Raw genomic sequence first — 21300 nt, forward strand, 5'->3', positions numbered from 1 at the left:
ATCCACAAAAACTACGCCACTGTAGTCAGCCCGTGCGACAGCGGGGCATCAGCCGGACGGTCCACTGGGGAAGGGGTGCCGCGGGCGCCCGACGGCGCACCACGGTCACCCGGAAGTATGGCGGGCCGGGCAGCCGGCGCCACGCCGACTGTCGGTGATGGGACGGGCGCCGTTCAGCCCGCGGTACGGGTGGGCCGGACCGTTCCGAGGCTCGCCCGGATGACGGCGAACTGCTTCGACGCGGCCGCCCAGTCGGCATCGGACGTGGTCAGGCCGAGCGTCCATCCGGCCCGCTCGCCGGGCAGTACGCGCAATGCGCGCATCCGCTCGCCGTACGGCGCGGTCCACCGGCACTCCCACTCCGCGCCCGGCCCGTCGGCGGCCAGCCGGATCTTCTCGTACTGCGGCAGCCGCCCGGCGGAGGTGAGGTCCCGCTCGGAGGAGCGCAGCCGGCCCACCGGATCCCCGCCCGGGTACGGCTCGACGCCGAGGATGCGCCGGGTGGCCGGGTCCTGGAAGCAGGTCGTGTCGCCGGAGCGCAGTTGCAGCCACCCGGCGGGCAGGGCGATGTGGAAGCCGCCGGTGTCGGCGGGCCAGACCCAGCCGGCCGGCACGTTCACCGCCGGGTCCTCGGGTGGTGGGCCTTTGCGGACCGGGGTGCCCGTCACGTCCGGCCGGACGCAGGGGAACGGGGGAGGGGGCACGCCCGGGCCGCCGGGCGGGCGTTCCCAGGGCCGCGCGACGGTCTCGCCGGACCTGCGCGCCTCCGGATGGTCGTCGGCGCCGTCGGTGACCGCCAGCGCGGTGCCGACGCCGGTCGCCACGGCGAGCAGCACAGCGCCCACGGCGAGCCCCCAGCGTTGCAGCCGCTTCTGATCCTCGGCGTCGAGGGGGCGGTCGGCGGGGCGGGGAACCCCGGTTGGCGGAGGCGGCCCGGCCCGCAGCGCGCCGCTGTCGGCGGGGCCGCTGTGGGCGACCGGGGCCGGGCGGGCGACCGGCGCCGCGTCCGGGCCGGCAATGCGCACCGGGCTGAGCGCGTCGGCGCGGGGGGCGGACTCGGGGCCGGTCGGGCTGCCGGGGTCGACGAAGCTGGTGAGGACCGTCGGGCCGAGGCTGACCGGACCCGGGCGGTCCGGGACGTCCCGGGGCGGCTCCGCCGGAGTGGTCGCGGCGGGCTCCGCCCGCTCCAGCTCGCCGGACCGGTCCCGCTGCGGCGGCTCTGAGCGGGGTCGCGGCGGCGGTTCGGAGCGGGGCGGCGGCGGTGGCTCGGAGCGGTCCGCCGAGCCCACCGGGCCGGACTGGCCGGAGCGAGCGGCGGCGGAAGGACCGGTCCGGCCGGACTCGCCGGAGCGCTCCGGCAGGTCGGCGGAGTCGGACGGATCGGCCGGGGTCGCCTGGTCGCCCGCGGCGGGCGGGGCCCACTCGCTGCGCTTCGCCGCCCGGCTCCAGGCGCGGGCGGCGGCGGCCGGCGGCATCAGGTCCGGGTACACGGCGCCCGCCGCCGGGGTCGCCGCCTCGTCACCGTCGCCCGGGGGACGTCCCCGGGTGTCGCCCTCGCGCCCGGTGGCTGGCCGGTCGGGTGGTGCGGCGGACCGGCCCGCGGACCCGCTGCCCGCCGTCGCGTCGGTGTCCGACACCGCGGCCACGCCGAGCAGGCGGGCGGTCTCGTGGTGGCCGAGCCGGGCGCGCGGGTCGCGCCGCAGCAGCCCGGCCAGCACCGGCGTCAGCGGGCCGGCGTGCGGCGCCGGGTCGGGCGGCCGGGTGGCGAGCGCGGCGAGCGTGGCCATTGCGGTGCTGCGGGCGTACGGCGAGCGGCCCTCCACTGCGGCGTGCAGCGTGGCGCCGAGCGACCACATGTCCGCCTCGACGCTCGACACGCCTTCGGCGGCCCGCTCCGGCGCCACGTACTGGGGGGAGCCGAGGACCAGGCCGGGCCGGGTCATGGCGCCGTCGCCGCCCTGGAACACGGCCAGCCCGAAGTCGGTGAGCAGCACCCGGCCGTCCCGGGCGAGCAGCACGTTTGCGGGCTTCACGTCCCGGTGCAGCACCCCCGCGTCGTGCGCGGCGCGCAGCGCGGCGAGCACCGCCAGCCCGATCTCGGCGGCCCGCCCGGGCGTCAGTGGCCCGTCGGACTCGACGATCTCCTGCAGGGAGCGGGACGGGACGTACTCCATGACCAGCCAGGGGTCGCCCTCGACCCGGACCACGTCGTAGACGCGGACCACGTTGGGATGGTTGAGCCGCGCGGCCGTCCGCGCCTCGCGCAGCGTCCGGGCGCGCAACTCGTCCCGCTCGTTCTCGGCCAGCCAGTTCGGCGGCACGACCTGCTTCACCGCGACCTCGCGGTGCAGCTCCTCGTCGCGCGCCCGCCAGACCTGGCCCATCCCGCCCCGGCCGACCAGGTCGAGCAGGCGGTACCGTCCGGCGATCACTACGTCCCGCACCGCACTCCTCACCGCTGGTCAGTGGTCCACAATAGCCAACGGATCGGACGGTACCTATCGCATGGCGAGACGTCATGCCCTAACTGGCCGTACCGGCAAGCAGATTCCCTTCCGGAATGGTGATCGCGGAACGATCCCGGGCCAGCAGGGCGGTGGCCCGGCGGGCATGGAACGTGTCGTGGTCGCGGCGCGCGGCGGCGTAGCTGCCCGCGGTGCGGGCGGCGATCGCCGACCAGGCGTACCGCCGCGTCACCATGGTCCGGGCCCGGCGCGCCACCCGGCGGGCGAAGACCTCGTCGGCGAGCAGCCGGTCGACGGCGCCGGCCAGCGCGTCCGGGTCGCCGTGCGGGAACGTCACCCCGGTCACCCCGGCCTCGACGATCTCGGCCAGCCCGCCGGTGCGGGCCACCGCCAGCGGCGCTCCGGCCGCCGCCGCCTCCAGCGCGATCATGCCGAACGGCTCGTAGAGGCTGGGGATCACCGTGGCGTCGGTGGCGGCGAGCACCGCGGGCAGCTGGGTGGAGTCCATGAAGCCGGCGAACCGGATCGTGTCGCCCAGGCGCAGCCGCCGCGCCTGGTCGACCAGCTCGTCCTTGTACGGGCCGTCCCCGGCGATCACCACCCGCAGGCCGGGGTGCCGGTCGGCCAGGCGCGGCACGGCGTGCACCAGGTGCTGCACACCCTTCTCGTAGACCAGCCGGCCGGCGTACCCGACGAGCGGCCCGCCCGCGGCGAAGCGGGCCCGGGCCGAGGCCACCGCGTGCGGCCGCGCCCGCCAGGCCCGGTCGTCGACGCCGTTGGCGACCACGTCGATGCGCCCGGCCGGTACGCCGAACAGCCGCGCCACCTGGTCGCGCATGTACCCGGAGCAGGCGATCACCCGGCCGGAGGCGTTGCTCAGCCAGTGCTCGACACCGTGGATCGTCCGGTTCATCTCCTCGGGCAGCCAGCCCTGGTGCCGGCCGGCCTCGGTGGCGTGGATGGTGGTCACCAGCGGCACGTCCAGGTGCTCGGCCAGCGTGACGGCGGTGTGCGCGACGAGCCAGTCGTGGGCGTGGATGACGTCGTAGGCGCCGGAGGAGGCGGCGCGCAGCGCGGTGCGGGTGAGGGTGTGGTTGAACGCCATGGTCCAGGCCAGCAGCGAGTCGGTGGCGAGCGGGAACCGGACGGGGTCCTCGGCGGCGCGGACGACGCGTACGCCCTCGGCGTACTCCTCCAGGGGTGCGCCTTCGGCGTGGCGGGTGACGACTGTGACCTCGTGCCCGGCGGCGGCCAGCGCGACTGAGAGCGCGTGGACGTGGCGGCCGAGGCCGCCGACGAGCACCGGCGGGTACTCCCAGGAGAGCAGCAGCACCCGCAGGCGCCGGGCGGGCTGGATGTCGATCACTTCGGCGTCAGCTGACACGCGGCCCCCTTTGAGTTGTGGTGTCCCCACCTCCGGCGGCGTCGCCGCGGGTGTCCCGGTGGGGCCGCCACCCATCCTGCCGAGGCGTCGATAACCGGCGGCGACGCGCCGGTTGCCGGTCTGTAACGCGTTACCGGCGGGAGCGCCGCGCGCGCAGCAGTTCGGCGACCGACCACGCCTGGAACGGGCAGCCGGTGGCCGCGTGCGGGGCGGCGCCGTCGGCGGTCTCGCTCACCGAGCCCAGGCCGTCCTCGGCGAGGTGGCCCTCCAACCCCACCAGCAGGTCGTCGGCGGGCAGCCCGGCCCGGCGGTACGCGTCGAGCAGCGGCCCGGTCAGCCACGGCCAGACCGTGCCCTGGTGGTACGCGGAGTCCCGCTCGGCCGGGCCGCCCCGGTGCCGGCCGGTCCAGCCGGGGGAGTCCGGGGCGAGGCTGCGCGGCCCGAGCGGGGTGACCAGCGCCTCGGTGATCCGGCGCAGCGTGCCCTCGTCCGGCTCCAGCGGCGCGTACGGCAGGGACCAGGCGAGCAGCTGGTTGGGGCGCAGCAGGTCGTCGTCGTGGTGCGCGGCCCCGCCCAGCGGGTACGCCGGCGCGGGGGCGTCCACCACGTCGTACAGCCAGCCGGCCGGTGCGGGGAACCGCTCCCGGAACGCGGCGGCGGCCCGCCGGTGCAGGGCGTGCAGCGCGGCGGCGTCGCCTCCGGCCAGCTCGGTCAGCTCGGCGAGCCCGGCCAGCCCGTTGATCCACAGCGCGTTTACTTCGACCGGCTTGCCAGTACGCGGGGTCACCGGCACCCCGTACACCCGGGCGTCCATCCAGGTGAGCGCCACGTCGGGCGGCCCGCCCTGGGTCAGCAGCCCGTCGGCCGGGTCGACGCCGATGCCGTACCGGGTGCCCGCCACGTGCGCCTCGACCACGCCGTGCAGCGCGGGCAGCAGCTCGTCGCCGAGGTCGGTGTCGCCGGTGACTGTGACGTGCCGGCTGACGGCGTGCAGGAACCACAGCGTCGCGTCGACGGTGTTGTACTCGACCCGGCCAGTGTCCGCGGTGTTCGCCAGCATCCCCTCGGACAGCGTGGCGGCGTACGCGCGCAGCAGGTCCCGGCCCTCGTCGGCCCGGTTCGTGCACAGGAACAGGCCCTCGTAGGAGATCATCGTGTCCCGCGACCAGGCCCCGAACCAGGGGTAGCCGGCGACCACGTCCGGGCCGGTCGCGGTGCGTACCACGAAGGCGTCGGCGGCGAGCGCCAGCGTCGCCTCGACCGCGTCGGCGGGTTTCGCCGCCGCCGTCACCGCCCGGTTGCGCCGGCGGGTCGACTCGATGACAGCGGTCGCCGGGGGCGGCTCCTCGGCCAGGTCGTCCGCCCAGGCCAGCACCGACACGGTCGCGCCGGGCTCGTCGAGCGCGCCGGTGAAGCGGCCCGCGTACCAGAGGTCCTCGTCGGGGTGCAGGCCGCGCTCGGCCTCCATCCGGTGGCGCACCCCGTGCCACCACTGCCCCTGCGGGCTCCAGTCCGGTCCGGCGAGCCGGTACGCGCCGTCGATCACCGCGCCGCCGGCCGCGGGTTCCAGCCGGGGCGCCGGGCCGTCGGCCCGCCGCTCGCCGTGCGCGTCGCGCCAGGTGCAGGCCGCCGCGAGGTCCAGCCGCACCGGGCCGCCGGAGATCAACCGGTGTACGACGGCGACGCAGGAGCGGCCGTACGTCATGGCGATCTCCCGTTCGATCACCACGTCACCGATGCGCCACCGCCAGCGCGGCACCCCGTCGGTGAGGTCGAAGCGCTCCAGCAGTTCGAAGCCGCGCGGGTCGACCACGCCGGAGGACCACTCGTGCGCGCCGAGGCGGACCTGCCGTCCCGACGGCAGGGTCACCGCCGGATCGAGGCTCGCCAGTCCCACCTTTCGGGACGCGGGCGTGTCACCGGCCACCACGAGCAGCCCGTGGTATCGGCGGGTGCGCAGCCCGGCTACGGTGCCCATGGCGTATCCGCCGAGCCCGTCCGTGACCAGCCATTCCCGCGCGGCGGCGGCGGACAGCTCGCCGCAGAGCCGCGGCCCGAAACGGATGTCGATCAACTTTCCTCCACCGGCAGCGAGGTGTGACATGCCACGGCGACAATGGCCGCTGTGGAGAAGTACCCCGGCGGCGTCGAAGATGTGCCAGTGATCACCGACCGGTCGACCTCCGCGTCCCCCGACCCCGAGCGGCACCGGCTCGCCCAGGCCGACGCCGGGGAGCAGGACTGGCGCGCATGGGGCCCCTATCTGTCCGAGCGGGCGTGGGGGACGGTACGTGAGGACTACAGCGAACACGGCACGGCCTGGGACTACTTCCCCCACGATCACGCGCGGTCCCGAGCCTACCGGTGGAACGAGGACGGCATGGGAGGCGTCTGCGACGACCGGCAGACGTTCTGCTTCGCCCTCGCGCTGTGGAACGGGCGCGACCCGATCCTCAAGGAGCGGATGTTCGGCCTCGGCGGCGACGGCGGCAACCACGGCGAGGACGCCAAGGAGTACTGGTGGTACCTCGACAGCACCCCCACGCACTCCTTCATGCGCTGGCGCTACCACTACCCGCAGGCCGCCTTCCCGTACGACGAGCTGGTCGCGGTGAACGCGCTGCGCGGCCGGGACGACACCGAGTACGAGCTGGTCGACACCGGCATCTTCGACGACGACAGGTACTGGGCGGTCACCGTCGACTACGCCAAGGCGTCGCCGACCGACATGTGCGTGGTGATCACCGTGGCGAACCGGGCCGACACCGACGAGACCCTGCACGTGCTGCCCACGCTCTGGTTCCGCAACACCTGGGCGTGGGGGCTGCCCGGCACCGACCGGGTGCCCCGGCTGACCGGCGAGGCGGCCGGGCCGCAGGCCGGCGCCCGGCTCGTCGGCGAGCACTGGGTGCTCGGGCAGCTGCTGCTGGAAGGCGACGGCGACCCGGTGCCGCTGCTGTGCGACAACGAGACGAACGCCGAGCGGCTGTGGGGGCTGCCCGGGCGGTCCGCGTACCCGAAGGACGGCATCAACGACCACGTCGTGAACGGTGCCGCCACCGTCAACCCGGAGCGCACCGGCACCAAGGGCGCGCTGCACTACGTGCTCGACGTGCCGGCCGGCGAGCAGCGGCAGATCCGGCTGCGGCTGACCCGCACCGCGCCACCGCCGGCCGCCGAGTCGCCCGCCCCGGCCGACCTCGGCGACGGGTTCGACGCCGTGCTCTGGGCGCGCCGGGCCGAGGCGAACCGCTTCTTCGACACCGTCATCCCGGCCGCCGCCACCGCCGACGAGGCCCTGGTCGCCCGCCAGGCCATCGCCGGGCTGATGTGGGGCAAGCAGTTCTACCACTTCGACGTCGAGCGCTGGCTGGCCGGCGACCCCGGCTCCGCGCCGCCGCCGGCCGGCCGCCGGCACGGGCGCAACAGCGCCTGGTGGCACATGAACAGCTTCGACGTCATCTCCATGCCGGACCCGTGGGAATACCCCTGGTACGCGGCCTGGGACCTGGCCTTCCACTGCGTCACCATCGCCCGCGTCGACCCGGGCTTCGCCAAGGAGCAGATCCTCCTGCTGCTGCGCGAGTGGTACCTGCACCCCAACGGCCAGATCCCGGCGTACGAGTGGGCGTTCGGGGACGTGAACCCGCCGGTGCACGCCTGGGCGGCGCTGAAGGTCTTCGAGATCGACGGCTCCCGCGACCACGAGTTCCTCGCCCGGGTCATGCACAAGCTGCTGCTCAACTTCACCTGGTGGGTCAACCGCAAGGACACCGGCGGCAACAACGTCTTCGAGGGCGGCTTCCTCGGGCTGGACAACGTCGGCCCGTTCGACCGCTCGGCCGCGCTGCCGGTCGCCGGGACGCTGGAGCAGTCCGACGGCACCGGCTGGATGGCCATGTACGCGCTCAACCTGCTCGACATGGCCATCGTGCTGGCCGAGCACGACCGCGCGTACGTGGACACCGCCACCAAGTTCTTCGAGCACTTCGCGTACATCGCCGCGGCGGCGTACCACCAGGGGCTCTGGGACGCCGAGGACGCGTTCTTCTACGACGTGCTGCGCCTCGCCGACGGCACGAAGGTGCCGCTGAAGGTCCGCTCCGTGGTCGGGCTGCTGCCGCTCGCAGCCGTCACCCGGCTCACCGCCCGCACCATGCGCCGCTTGCCCGAGCTGGGCGCGCGGCTGCGCTGGTTCCTCACCAACCGTCCCGAGTACGCCGAGGTGATCGGCGGCCGGCGGATCGGGCCGGACGGCCGCCAGCAGCGGCTGCTGTCGATGGTCGCCCCGGACCAGGTGGTGCGGCTGCTGGCCCGGATGCTCGACACCGACGAGTTCCTCTCCGAGTACGGGCTGCGCACGCTGTCCCGCGCCCACCTCGACAAGCCGTTCACCGTCACCCTCGGCGGGCAGGAGTTCAGCGTCGGCTACGAGCCGGCCGAGTCGACCAGCGGCCTGTTCGGCGGCAACTCCAACTGGCGCGGCCCGATCTGGATGCCGACGAACTTCCTGCTGATCAGCGCGCTGCGCGACTACGCCGCGTTCTTCGGCGACGACCTCCAGGTCGAGTATCCGACCCGGTCCGGGGTCAAGCGGACGCTCGACGAGATCGCCGACGACCTCTCCGCGCGGCTGATCTCGCTGTTCACCCGCGACGGGTGGGGACGGCGGCCGATCTACGGCGCCGCGCAGCTGTTCCAGACCCACCCGGACTGGCGCGACCTGATCTGCTTCCCGGAGTACTTCCACGGCGACAACGGCGCCGGGCTCGGCGCCTGGCACCAGACCGGGTGGACCGCGCTGGTCGCCGACCTGATCCTCACGTTGCGCCGCTGACCGCGTGCGCAGGGCGCGACGGAGACCCCGCCGCGCCCCGCACGGTCACGCCAGCGGCAGGAACGCCAGCCGGGCGTGGTACTCGCCGGCCACCGTGACGGTGTCGCTGCCGACCCACAGACCACGGTCGGTGGCGTACAGCTCGCCGGTGCCCACCCCGCGGTCCTTCGTCGGGTTCCACGGCAGCGCCTTGCCCGTGGTCGGGTGGATCGCCCCGATGCCCGGCCGGGACACCGCGCCCGGACCGGCCGAGTTGCGGCCCTGCGGGTTGTCCAGCCAGCGCTGGTGCCCCCCGACGTAGACCGCCGCGCCGGTCACCGCCACCGACAGCAGCGTGTCGCCGCCGGTGTAGTTGGCCCACGTCGGCTGCTTGCCGCCGGTGGCCGTGCCGAACTCGAAGCGCGCCGCGGTGTCGCAGAGCGTGCCCGGGAACGCCGCGCCGGTGGTGACCACCGCGAACCAGGTGCCGTCCGGCGAGATGTCGACACCGCGCAGGTACGACGGCATCGAGCGGGCGCACTGCGCCTGGTAGCGGTCGGTGGCCCAGCCGGAGAGCGTGGCGCCCGCGCTGGACAGGTTCGCCACCGCGAGCTGGTGCCGGGCCACTCCGGCCACGGTGCTGAAGTTGCCGGCGAACACCAGCCGGGTGTTGTCCGGCGAGACGTCCAGCGCCTCGATCTTCACCGGCGCGGTGACACCGGAGGTGGTCTTGCGCGGCCCGGCCAGGTTCAGGTTGACCGACGGGTCGGCCGCTCCGGTGGTGGCGTTCACCGCCGCCAGGGCGCGCCGGGTCACCCCGCCGACGGTCTGGAACGCGCCGCCGACGATCAGCCGGTTGCCGACCAGGCGCATGTCGTTGACCTGGTTGTTGAGGGCCGGCGTGGTGAACCCGGCGACCCGGGCGCCGGTGGCCGCGTCGATCCGGGCCAGCCGGGACGCCGCGGCGCCGTTGACAGTGGTGAACGCGCCACCGATGTAGAGCGAGCGGCCGTCCGGCGCGGCGGCGAGCGCCTTCACCGCGCCGTTGACCTGGGGTCGGAACGTGGTGTCGATCCGGCCGGTGGTCGCGTCGAGGGCCACCAGGCGGGGCATCGCGAGCTGGGCCGTCTGCCCGGCGTTGCGCACCTTGGTGAACGTGCCGGCGACGTAGACGCGGTTGCCGATCTGGAGGATGCGGTGCACGGTGCCGTCCAGCGCGTGCGGCGTCCAGTCGACCGGGTTCGTGCCGACGACTGTGGTGTGTGCGGCGTTGACGGCGAGCGCCGGGGATCCCGGCAGCGCCGCGCCCGCGACGGCGAGCGCCGCGGCCACGGCTACGGCCGCGCCCCGTCTGCGCCCAGGCGGATGATCGGGTGAGATCGTCATGGCCGAAGCATGTCGCCCGACCAGGGATCGCGCAGTCGGGTAGCCGCCGGTAACCGCCCGCCGACCGGATAATCCGCGTGGTCCGTCCGGAGACCGGGCAGTACGGTGTGCGAGGTCCGTGAGGGAGGGAGCCCGAATGCCGCGCCGGGACGCCGCCGTGCTGGTCTTCGACGCCGACGACACGCTCTGGGAGAACAACGTCCTGTTCGAGCGCGTCATCGACGACTTCCTCACCTGGCTCGACCATCCCACGCTGGACCGGGGCCGCATCCGCGCGGTGCTCGACGACATCGAGCGGGCCAACGCCGTGGCGCACGGCTACGGCAGCAAGGTCTTCCTGCGCAGCCTCGGCGAGTGCCTGGAGAAGCTGCGCGAGCGTCCGGCCACCGCCCGGGAGCGCACCGAGATCGAGCAGCTCGCGGCGGCGCTGATCGGGCACCAGGTCGAGCTGATGCCCGGGGTGGCCGAGACGCTCGACGACCTGGCCGACCGGCACGAGCTGCTGCTGCTGACCAAGGGCGAGCGCGAGGAGCAGCAGCGCAAGCTGGACGCGTGCGGACTGCTGCACCACTTCCGTTCCGCGCACATCGTGCCGGAGAAGAACGCCGACACGTACCGCTGGCTGGCCCGCGAGCACGCCTTCGACCCGGCCGCCGCCTGGATGATCGGCAACTCCCCGCGCTCGGACATCCTGCCCGCCCGCGCCGCCGGGATGAACGCGGTCTTCATCCCGAACGAGAACACCTGGATCCTGGAGCACGACGAGCTGGACCCGTCCGACTCCCAGGTGATCCGGCTGGCCGCGTTTCCCGACCTGGTCCAGCACTTCTGAGGCGGCCGGTAACGTCCGGGAGGTGCCACTCACCTTCCCGTCGCACCTGGCGCCGGTGCTGCCGCTGAAACTGTGGCGGCCCCGCTGGTTCGACGGGGTGGCGCTGTGCGCCGGAGCGGTGGCGCCGGATTCCGCGTACCTGCTCACCGGCACGCCGCTGGCGCTGGGCATGCGTACGCACACGCTCGGCGGGCTGCTCTGGTGGGGGCTGCCGGTCGCGCTCGCGTACGCCTGGGTGGCGCGCCGCGTGGTCGCCGGCGTCGCCGCGCACCTGCCGGGGCGGCGGCTGTTCGGCTGGCCCTGGTGCGCGACGCTGGCCGGGGTGCGGCACCCCTGGCAGGTGTCGGTCTGCTCGGCGCTCATCGGCGCGTTCAGCCACGTCGCGTGGGACCGGGTCAGCCACAGCGAACGCCTGCCCCGGCTGCTCGGCGTCGCCGACTTCCACGCCCTGACCGGCATGTACTGGTACCAGTTCGTGGACGTGACCGCCGGGCTCGCCGGTGGGCTGCTGGTGGTCGTCCTGGCCGTGGGGGAGGCCCGCCGGGGACAGCGGACCGGGGGCGCGGCGCCGTCGCTGCCGGAGGCGAACCCGGCCGTGTTCTGGCGGGTCGCGCTGGCGGTCACCGGGCTCGGCGCGCTGCTGCTGCCCGCGCTGCCCGCGGCGGACGTGCCCGGCCCGGCCGGCGTACGGGCGCTGCACGTGGTCGCGCTGGCGCTCGTCGCCGGCGCTCTCGCCGCCCGGTTCGCCGCGCCGCGACCGGCCGGGCGCAGTAGGCGCCTCGAAGCCGAACAGCGCGGAACCGGCTGACCCCGTTACGCCGACATGCCGCAATTCCGCATAGACATCAATCACAAGCGCAGCCGCCGGTCATCGCTTGTCCGGCCTGCGCGTACGCGCCTAACCTGAGCCGGCGTCCACGCCTCGTCGGGGTGAGTCGGGGGCGCACCGGAGTCCGGTGGTAAGAGCACCGTGGAGCTGAGTGCGGGCATACCGGCTCGCCGCGCGGAGCCCGGCGAACGGCGTCGTGCCACGCCTGCCGTGTTCCCACGGCGCAGACCGCTACCCAACCGGATGGCCGGGGTCAGGGCCGGGGAGTTGCGGACCCGGTCCTGACCCGTCCGGCCCTTCCGCCGCGCCTCGCCGCCGGCCTTTCTCCCGTTTCACCCGCCTGCCGTCGGCGCGTCCGTTCTGCCTGCTCACGGCGCGGTTGCCCGCACTCCCGCCGCCGGTCGGGAAGTAGCTGACGGATAGCCCGGCGTGTATGTGCCGTTCCTAGCCTTCACCCGTCCTGTCACCGGAGTTGACCGGAGGGTAACGGGTGAGGAGACCATCACGAGGCGCCCTGATCGGGGGCCTGGCGCTGGCCATGGTGGCCACGCTGGGCGGGGCCGCGGTCCTACCGGACCGCGATCCCCCCGCAACAGAACAGGCCGCCGCGCCGAGCGGGAAGAACGACGACAGCGGACTGCTGGACCGGCTCGGCGACGCCGCGCGTGGCCTGGTCGCCGGTGGCAACCGGGCGCGGCCCGAGGTGATCAGCGCGGGTCTCCACCGCGACGAGAAGCCCGTCGCCGGCCGGAAGTGGCCGGCGCAGAAGCGGGTCAAGGAGCTGCCCGGCCGGCGCAGCGAGAACGCCAAGATCTATCAGCTGGCCGACGGCCGGTTGCAGGCGGAGATCTCCGCCACGCCGTTGCACTACCGGGACGGCAAGGGCCGGTGGCAGCCCATCGACACCACGGTCCGTCCGGTGGACGAGCCCGGCTACGCGCAGGGCAACCGCACCAACGCCTACACCAGCCTCTTCGGCGACAGCTCCGACGAGCTCGTCCGCTTCGAGCGCGACGGCCGCGCGATCGAGCTGGGCCTGGCCGGCGCCGCCAGGGACGTCAGCCCGAAGGTCTCGGGCTCCACTGTGACGTACCCGGGGCTGGCCGGCGGCGCGGACGTCGTCTACGACGTGACCAGCACCGCGCTGAAGGAGAAGATCGTCCTGCGGCAGGCGCCGGCCGGTCCGGCGTCCTACACGTTCACGCTCCAGACGGCGGGCCTGACCGCGCAGCAGCGCTCGGACGGCTCGATCGCGTTCCTCGGTCGCGACGGCGGCGCTCCGGTGTTCGTCATGCCGCCGCCGTTCATGTACGACAGCAAGGACGACAAGTCCTCACCGCACGGCAAGGTGTGGTCGGACAAGGTCACCCAGAAGGTGACCAGCTCGGGCGGCACGTCGACGGTCACCGTCACCGCGGACAGCGGCTGGCTGGCCGACCGGTCCCGGGTCTACCCGGTGGTGATCGACCCGACGATCAAGTTGCAGCCGGTGCCCACCGACGCGCAGGACGTGCAGATCTACTCCGGCGCCACGACCACCAACTACAACGACACCTACCAGCTGAAGGTCGGCACGGACGCGTCGAACGCGTACCGCACGCTGGTCAAGTTCGACGTCGGCTCGATCCCGCGGAACACGCCGATCGACGACGCGCAGCTGCAGATGTACTACTCGCAGACCCACCACGCGTGGGGCTTCGACGTGGCCATGGAGGCCCGTAAGGTCACCCAGCCCTGGACCGAGAGCACCGCGACCTGGGCGAACATGAACGCCAACATGGCCGCCCAGCCGGCCGGCAACATGGTCACGCAGGACGACGGCGACGCCGGCACCTCGGTGACCGGCACCTGGTCGTACTCGACGAACACGGCGCTGACCGGGCTCGCAGTCAACGGCGACTACCGCTTCAACAACGACACCACCACCGGGCACACCCACACCTGGGTGCCGACCATCACCGAGGCCGGCAACTACCAGGTCGAGGTCCACTACGTGTCGGAGTCGGACCGGCCGACGAACACGCCGTACACCGTGCACTACAACGGCGGCTCGAAGACGTACACCGTCGACCAGACCGGCAGCGCGCGCGGCGAGTGGAAGACGCTCGGCGTGCACCCGTTCGCGGCCGGCACCACCGGCAAGGTCGTCCTCGGCGACGTGTCGGGCAAGTCGGTGATCGCCGACGCGGTGCGGTTCACCAAGTGGGGGGCGGCCACCAAGAAGGCGTCGGTCTCCAACACGTGGAGCTCCTTCCCGGTCCGCAACGTCGTGCAGGAGTGGGTCAACGGCGCGTCGGCCAACCACGGCTTCATGGTGAAGGCGGTCGACGAGGCGGCCAAGGGCCGGGGCGGCCCGATCTACGAGGCCTCCGAGTACGCGTACAACAACGCCCGCCGGGACTACAACCTGCCGAAGCTGGTCATCACGTACGGCCGGCCGGGCGTGGCGGTCAGCCCGCCGACGACGCTCACCTCCACCGGCGCGGTGCTGGACTGGCCGGCGTACGTCGACCCGTCGTCGTCGACGGCGGACGACGCGGTGGAGTACCAGGTGCACCGCAGCATCTACCAGAACTTCACCCCGTCGGCGGCGACCCTGATCGCCCCGGTGTCCACCAGCACCCGCACGTACCAGGACACCACGGCGATCCCGACGGCGGCGGACAACACCGACCCGCTGGCGCGGAAGTTCTACTACTACATGGTCGCGGTGAAGACCCGCGACGGTCAGGTCCTGGCCGGGCCCACCCAGTCGGCGATCCTGCCGAAGGCGGGCCAGGTCACCCGGATCTACCGCACCGGCACCACCGACACCACGCTCTCCCAGGCCCGCCCGACGGAGAACGTGGACGTCTACGACGGTGACCCGTACGTCAGCCCGGGCAACAACTCGTCCTACTACGGCGACACCCGCGGCCTGGTGAAGTTCCCGACGCTGACCGGCATCCCGGCCAACGCCCGGGTCGTCGACGCCGACCTGCGGCTGTACAACAGCGGGCTCTACCCGGGCACCGACACCGACGAGTACGTCGACGTCCACAAGCTGACCCGGAACTTCACCGAGACCACGGCGACGTGGAACACCTACGACGGCACCAACGCGTGGACCACCGCCGGCGGTGACTACGACACCTCGTGGAAGGCGAGCTTCAACCAGTTCACGAACGACCCCAAGTGGGCCTCCTGGGACGTGACGCCCGCGGCCGACGGCTGGGTCAAGGACCCGACGAAGAACTTCGGCCTGCTGCTGCGCCAGCGCGACGAGGCGAACCAGACCGCGCGGGCGGTGCTGCTGTCGTCCGAGGCGCCGGAGCCGCTGTTGCGGCCCACGCTGGAGGTCACCTACCTGGAGCAGACCGCGGAGTCGACGTACTACGCGGCCTCGACGCCGGCGCTTGCGACCGCCAACTCCACGTACACGGTGCCGGTGACGCTGTCGAACCCGACGCTCGCGGCGTGGAACCCGACCGACTGGGAACTGGCCTACGACTGGAAGCGGGCCGACGGGGTCACCGACGGCGCGGACGCCACCTACGAGCTGCGGACCGCGCTGCCCAAGAGCGTCCCGGCGGGCGGCACCGTCGATGTGGCCGCACAGGTGAAGACGCCGCCGTCGTCCACCGAGGGCAACGAGCGCACCGACTACGTGCTGCAGTGGGACCTGCGCAACAAGCTCACCGGCAAGAAGCTGTCGGAGACCGCGTCGATCCCGGCGCTGCCGCAGAACATCTCGGTGGAGGAGCCGACCTCCGACCAGCTCGGCCTGGAGAAGTTCTACTCGTACGCGGGGAAGAACACCGGCGCCGGCGGCACCCTGATGAACAACCTGTACTCCGGCAACTCGGTTTGGTCGTACAACGCGTTCAACAACCCGTCCCGGGGCCTGTCGACGTTCGTCCGGATGTCCTACAACTCGCTGGACACCACCGACACGGTGGCCGGGTACGGATGGTCGTTGCAGGCGTCGTCGATGATGCGTCTCGGCGCCCCGCTGGACTTCCACCCCAACCCGAACCCCACCAAGGTCACCCTGACCGACGGTGACGGCACCAGCCACCGGTTCACCTGGGACGCCACCGCGAACGAGTGGAAGAGCCCGAAGGGCGTGCACCTCTACCTGCAGAAGTACGGCAGCGTGGACTGCAAGCCCAACACCGACGAGCCGAAGGCGTGGGTGCTCACCCGGCCGGACCGGACGCAGTTCTTCTACGACTGCGAGGGCTTCCTGTCGAGTGTCGTCGACAACAACGGCAACGAGATGCTCTTCACCTACGAGGAGCGCAAGTCCAACAACAAGCCGACGAAGTTCCTGCGGTACATCACCGATCCGACCGGCCGGATCACGCTGACCATCGACTACTACGCCAAGGGTCAGACGTACGACTACATCAACGACACCACCTGGACGCGGGTCTCCGGGGCGACGAACCTGACCAACCCGAAGATCATCGACCACATCTCGCAGATCACCGACGTCTCGGGACGCAAGCTCACGTTCACCTACACGGACAAGGGCCTGCTCGGTGAGCTGATCGACGGGGCCGGTTCGACGAACGGCACGCCGAAGACGTTCAAGTTCGCCTACGACATGACCCAGGGCAACAAGAACGTCAAGCTGGTCAAGGTCACCGACCCGCGGGGCAACGCGACCGGCGTGGTCTACAACTACCCGCAGACCGGCGACGACCCGAAGTTCCACTGGACCACGAAGTCCTACACCGACCGGCTCACCCACCTGACGCAGTTCGGCTACGTCGACCCGGACGGCCCGCAGGGCAACAACATCAACGCCACTGTCACCGACGCGGAGAACCACGCCACCCAGTACCTGCTGGACGGCTACGGCCGGGCGTACCAGGTCACGAACGCAAAGAACGAGGTCACCAAGACCGGCTGGGACGACGACCACAACGTCGTCCGGCTGGAGGAGGCCAACACCGCGGTCTCCACCTGGGCGTTCGACCCGAAGACCGGCTACCCGACCCAGATCCGGGACGCGGAGGCGGTCAAGAACGGCTGGCCGGGCACCGTGCTGACCTACCAGCGTCAGCTCAACGGCTACGTGGCCGAGGTGCTCAGCAAGACCAGCTCTGAGGGCCGCAAGTGGACCTTCACGTACACCGGTGAGGGCGACGTCGCGACGGTCACCGACCCGGTCGGCAACACCACGTCGACTGACGGCGACTACACGAGCGTCAACACCTACGACGAGTGGGGCCAGCTGCTCAGCGCCCGGGACGCCAACGGCAACACCACGGCGTACGGTCCGTTCCACCCGAGCGGGTACCCGACGACCACCACGGACGCGGGCACCGGCAAGTCGTACTTCACCTACGACGACCGGGGCAACGTCACCGAGGTCAAGAACGGCAAGAACGCCAAGGTGACCCAGGCGTACGACACGTTCGGCCGGCCGACCACGAAGGTGGAGCCGGTGGACGCGGCCAACAACCGCTTCATCACCACCAAGGCCCCGGTGTACGACCCGAACGACAACATCACCACCGCGTACGCCGCGAACGGGGCCGTGTCGACCTCCGTCTACGACAAGGCGGACCAGGTCGTCGAGACGCTCGCCCCGAAGGACGAGCCGACCAACACGGCGGAGCCGGAGCGCAGGACGACCACGACGTACGACAAGGTCGGCAACGTCCTCACCGTCACCGAGCCGCAGGGCAACCTGACCTCGACGGTGGGCGACTACACGACGACCACGAAGTACGACGCGATCTACCAGCCGACCGAGGTCACCAACGGCCTCGGCCAGAAGGTGAAGTCCGACTACGACAACGTCGGCAACGTCACGGTCCTGTACGACGCGAAGAAGACCGCCAGCGCGGCGGACGACTTCACCACGAAGTACGAGTACGACCTGAACCGCCGGGTCGTGAAGACCACTGACGCGGCGGGCAAGTTCACCACCGCCCGCTACGACAAGGACGGCCTGACGCTCGGCACCACCGACGCCGACGGCAACGAGTCGCTGGCGACGTACGACGCCCGCGGCGCGCTGGTCGAGTCGAAGGTGCCGCACAGCAAGGACGGCTCCGGCACCGTCACCTACCGCACCACCAAGTACGAGTACGACCAGGTCGGCAACCAGACGAAGCTGATCACCCCGCGCGGGGTGGACACCACCGACGACGCCGACGACTTCTCCGTGGTGACCGTCTACGACGCGCTCAACCGCAAGAAGGAGGAGTGGTCGTCCTACGACAAGGACGACAGCCGCTACAACAAGCCCGACAAGACCTTCTACAGCTACGACGAGATCGGCAACCTGACGAAGGTCAGCGCGCCCCCGTCGGACGGGCAGACGGTCCGCAACGACACCGAGTACACCTACTACGACAACGGGTGGACCAGGACGTCCAAGGACCCGTGGGACATCGTCAACTCCTACGACTACAACGACCTGGGCCAGCAGACCAAGAACACGCTGAACTCGGCCGGCGGGTCGACCACGCGGACGATGACCTGGCAGTACTACCAGTCCGGCAACGAGAAGGGACGGTCGGAGGACGGCCTGCCGGTCGGCAAGGACGTGGTCCTGGTCGACAACACCGACTCCAACAACACCGCCTCGCAGGGCACCTGGAGCAACGGGACCGCCACCGGGCAGTGGGGCTACGACGTCTCCACCGCTCCGGCCGGCAGCGGCTCGGCGCAGTTCAACTGGCAGCTGACCATCCCGCGCGACGGCACGTACGAGGTGTTCGTCCGGCACCCGCAGGTCACCGGCGCCGCGACGGACGCGAAGTTCACCATCACGCACGACGGCGGCAGCGTCACGAAGACGGTGAACCAGACGCAGAACCCCGGCGCCTGGATCAGCCTGGGCAGCTACTCCTTCAAGGAGGAGGGCGTCCAGAAGATCACCGTCACCGACCAGGCGACCGGCAAGGTGCTGGCCGACGCGGTCAAGCTGGTGCGGGACAACGCCGCCGACGTCGACAACGAGCGCAAGGAGTTCACCTACCGGTACAACCCGAACGGGATGATGGTCGAGGTCAAGGACCTCAGCCCGGGCGCGAAGATCGGCCGGTACGACATCGCGTACGACCAGCTCAACCAGATCTCCACGGTGAAGGAGTTCGCCGGGCTCAGCGACACGAGCGCGAAGAACACCACGGCGCTGACCTACGACGACAACGGCAACCCGCTCACCTCGACCCACGACCTCACCTGGTCGAAGATCGAGTACGACTCGCGGGACATGGTCTCCAAGGTCACCAACGCCGACTCGCCGGCGGCCGGCAACCAGCAGATCTCGTCGTTCACCTACACCAACCGCGGGCAGGTGCTCAAGCAGACCAAGCCCAACGGCAACACGGTGGACTTCGAGTACTACCTCGACGGCGCCACCAAGCGTCAGCTGGAGAAGACGTCCGGCGGCGCCACTGTCGCCGAGCACAACCTCCAGTACCAGGCCAACGGGCACCCGTCGCGGGACGTGCTGAAGCTGATGAACGCCGACAACTCGTCGGACTACATCGACAACACGTACGTCTTCAGCTACGACCCGCAGGACCGGATCGCCAAGCTGGACAAGACCGGTGACAGCACCTCCACGGAGAACTACACCTACGACGCCAACGGCAACACGGTGTCGCAGACCGTCGGGGGGACGACCAGCACCAGCAAGTACGACCGGAACCGGCTGCACTCGACCACCACGGCGGGTGTGACCTCGACGTACAACTACGACCCGCTCGGGCGCCTCGACACGGTGTCGGTCGGTGGCCAGCGGGCGCAGAAGTACTACTACGACGGCTTCGACCGGACCGCGAAGACCACAGCCGGCATCGGCGCCAACGCCAAGTCGACGACGTACGTGTACGACCCGTTCGACCGGACGGTGTCGCAGACGACGGCCGGCAAGACCACCCTGTTCACGTACCTGGGGATGGACAACCAGGTGCTGCGCGAGGAGGTCGCGGGCAAGGCGACGAAGTCGTACCAGTACGCGCCGTGGGGTCAGCAGCTGACCCAGATCAAGCACAAGGACGACGGGGCGCGGGAGTACTCGCAGTTCATCTACCGGCCGCGCGGTGACGTCATCGGCATCACGAAGGAGGACGGCAAGACCCGGGCGACGTACGGGTACACCGCGTACGGCAAGGACGACTCGTCGCAGTTCACCGGTGTGGACAAGCCGGGAGCGCAGCCGGAGGGCGAGGAGCCGTACAACGCGTTCCGGTTCAACGCCTCCCGGTGGGATGCGGGTTCGGGCACGTACGACATGGGGTTCCGCAACTACGATCCGGGTCTGAACCGGTTCCTGACGCGGGACACCTACGGCGGCGCGATGGCGGACATGGCGCTGGGGATGGATCCGTTCACCGGCAACCGGTACGCGTTCGCCGGCGGGAACCCGATCAGCTTCATCGAGCTGGACGGGCACCTGTTCGGGATGTCGTGGTCGGACATCGGTCACGCCACCCTGGACGTGGTCGGGATGGTGCCGGTGGTCGGTGAGGTCGCCGACGTCGCCAACGGCATCTGGTACGCGGCCGAGGGCAACTACGTCGACGCGGCGCTGTCGATGGCCTCGGCGATTCCGCTGGCGGGTAACGCGGTGACGGCGGCGAAGCTGGCCAAGACGGGCAAGAAGATCGCCGACGGCATCGACACCGCCAACGACGTCAAGAAGGGCGTCGAGGCGACCACCGACGCGTCGAAGGCGTTGCCCACCAACACGCCGTCGCCGAAGACCGCGACCGACCAGCCGAGCACGCCGAAGCAGCAGACCACGCCGACGAAGCAACGCTGTAACAGCTTCGTACCGGGGACCAAGGTGCTGCTCGCTGACGGGAGCACCAAGGCGATCGAGGAACTCAAGGTCGGCGACAAGGTCGCCGCGGAGGACGTGGAGTCCGACTCCCAGCAGGGCCGCACGGTGACCAACGTGCGTAGCCACGCCGGGAAGAAGACCCTGGTCACCATCACCGTCGACGTCGACGGGAAGGATGGATCGAAGACCGGGAGCATCACCTCCACCGCCGAGCACCTGATCTGGCTGCCCGATGCCGGGCAGTGGGTCACCGGTGACGACCTCAAGCCCGGCATGTGGTTGCAGACCGGGGACGGAACGTGGGCGCAGATCACCGCGATCAGCAAGACCGTCCGGCACGAACGCGTCCACAACATCACCGTCGAGGGCGTACACACCTACTTCGTGACCGCCGGCGACACGCCGATTCTCGTGCACAACTGTGACAACCCGGGCTGCCCGTGCACGAGCCTGAAGCAGGTTGCGAACGACGCCGAAGATGCGGGGGCAGTGTTTGCCTCCGAGTACACATCGGCGTCCGGCCAGGTGTTCCGTGCCGACAACGCGGAGTACGTTCACCTGAGCCCGGAGTTCCGGAATGCCCTGCCGAACGTCAACCACCCGTCGTTGATGTGTTCGGAAGTCAAGTGTCTGGCAAAGGCATTCGAGGCCTCGGGCGGTGATCCTGCATCCATTCGGGGTGGCACCATGAGAACAGTGCACGTCGGGGATTCGAACGGCAGGCATGGTACTGCGGCGAGACCCTGTCGAGGATGCCAGCGACTCCTGGGAGCGCTTGGAATCCGTTTCTAGTC

At 71.4% G+C, this 21300-nt stretch carries 8 protein-coding genes; 4 read left to right on the plus strand and 4 right to left on the minus strand.

What is annotated here, in order from left to right; genetic code table 11:
• Positions 1-173 precede the first annotated feature (173 nt).
• The 3 genes from ACSDG8_RS27560 to ACSDG8_RS27570 form a co-directional block, all read right to left on the minus strand.
• Entirely contained in the window at positions 174-2444 is a 2271-nt protein-coding gene (locus ACSDG8_RS27560; protein ID WP_210895134.1) for a serine/threonine-protein kinase, read from the minus strand.
• 79 nt (positions 2445-2523) lie between these two features.
• The gene (locus tag ACSDG8_RS27565) at positions 2524-3849 is read right to left on the minus strand and encodes a glycosyltransferase family 4 protein (RefSeq protein ID WP_210895135.1); all 1326 of its coding nucleotides are present in this window, start codon (positions 3847-3849) and stop codon (positions 2524-2526) included.
• Positions 3850-3979: 130 nt separating this feature from the next.
• Positions 3980-5923 carry an amylo-alpha-1,6-glucosidase gene (locus ACSDG8_RS27570; protein ID WP_210895136.1) on the minus strand — a complete coding sequence of 648 codons (1944 nt, stop codon included), beginning with the start codon at positions 5921-5923 and terminating at the stop codon, positions 3980-3982.
• Between the two features lie 42 nt (positions 5924-5965).
• On the opposite strand from ACSDG8_RS27570, the gene ACSDG8_RS27575 reads away from it, so the two are divergent.
• Entirely contained in the window at positions 5966-8686 is a 2721-nt protein-coding gene (locus ACSDG8_RS27575; protein ID WP_210942486.1) for an MGH1-like glycoside hydrolase domain-containing protein, read from the plus strand.
• A gap of 45 nt (positions 8687-8731) precedes the next feature.
• Here the strand turns inward: ACSDG8_RS27575 and ACSDG8_RS27580 are convergent, their stop codons facing one another.
• Complete coding sequence (locus tag ACSDG8_RS27580) at positions 8732-10051, minus strand: hypothetical protein (RefSeq protein ID WP_247678648.1); 1320 nt, start codon at positions 10049-10051, stop codon at positions 8732-8734.
• Between the two features lie 136 nt (positions 10052-10187).
• Between ACSDG8_RS27580 and ACSDG8_RS27585 the strand changes: the two genes are divergently transcribed.
• The 3 genes from ACSDG8_RS27585 (at position 10188) to ACSDG8_RS27595 (ending at position 21298) form a co-directional block, all read left to right on the plus strand.
• Positions 10188-10883: an HAD family hydrolase gene (locus tag ACSDG8_RS27585; RefSeq protein WP_210895138.1), complete on the plus strand. Its 696-nt coding sequence runs from the start codon at positions 10188-10190 to the stop codon at positions 10881-10883.
• A gap of 22 nt (positions 10884-10905) precedes the next feature.
• Positions 10906-11691 carry a DUF4184 family protein gene (locus ACSDG8_RS27590; RefSeq protein WP_210895139.1) on the plus strand — a complete coding sequence of 262 codons (786 nt, stop codon included), beginning with the start codon at positions 10906-10908 and terminating at the stop codon, positions 11689-11691.
• Between the two features lie 511 nt (positions 11692-12202).
• Positions 12203-21298, plus strand: coding sequence for a golvesin C-terminal-like domain-containing protein (locus ACSDG8_RS27595; protein WP_210942485.1), 9096 nt, complete (start codon positions 12203-12205; stop codon positions 21296-21298).
• The last annotated feature ends 2 nt before the right edge of the window (positions 21299-21300 follow it).

This window comes from Micromonospora sp. LA-10, assembly GCF_051853095.1.
GTDB lineage: Bacteria > Actinomycetota > Actinomycetes > Mycobacteriales > Micromonosporaceae > Micromonospora > Micromonospora echinospora_A.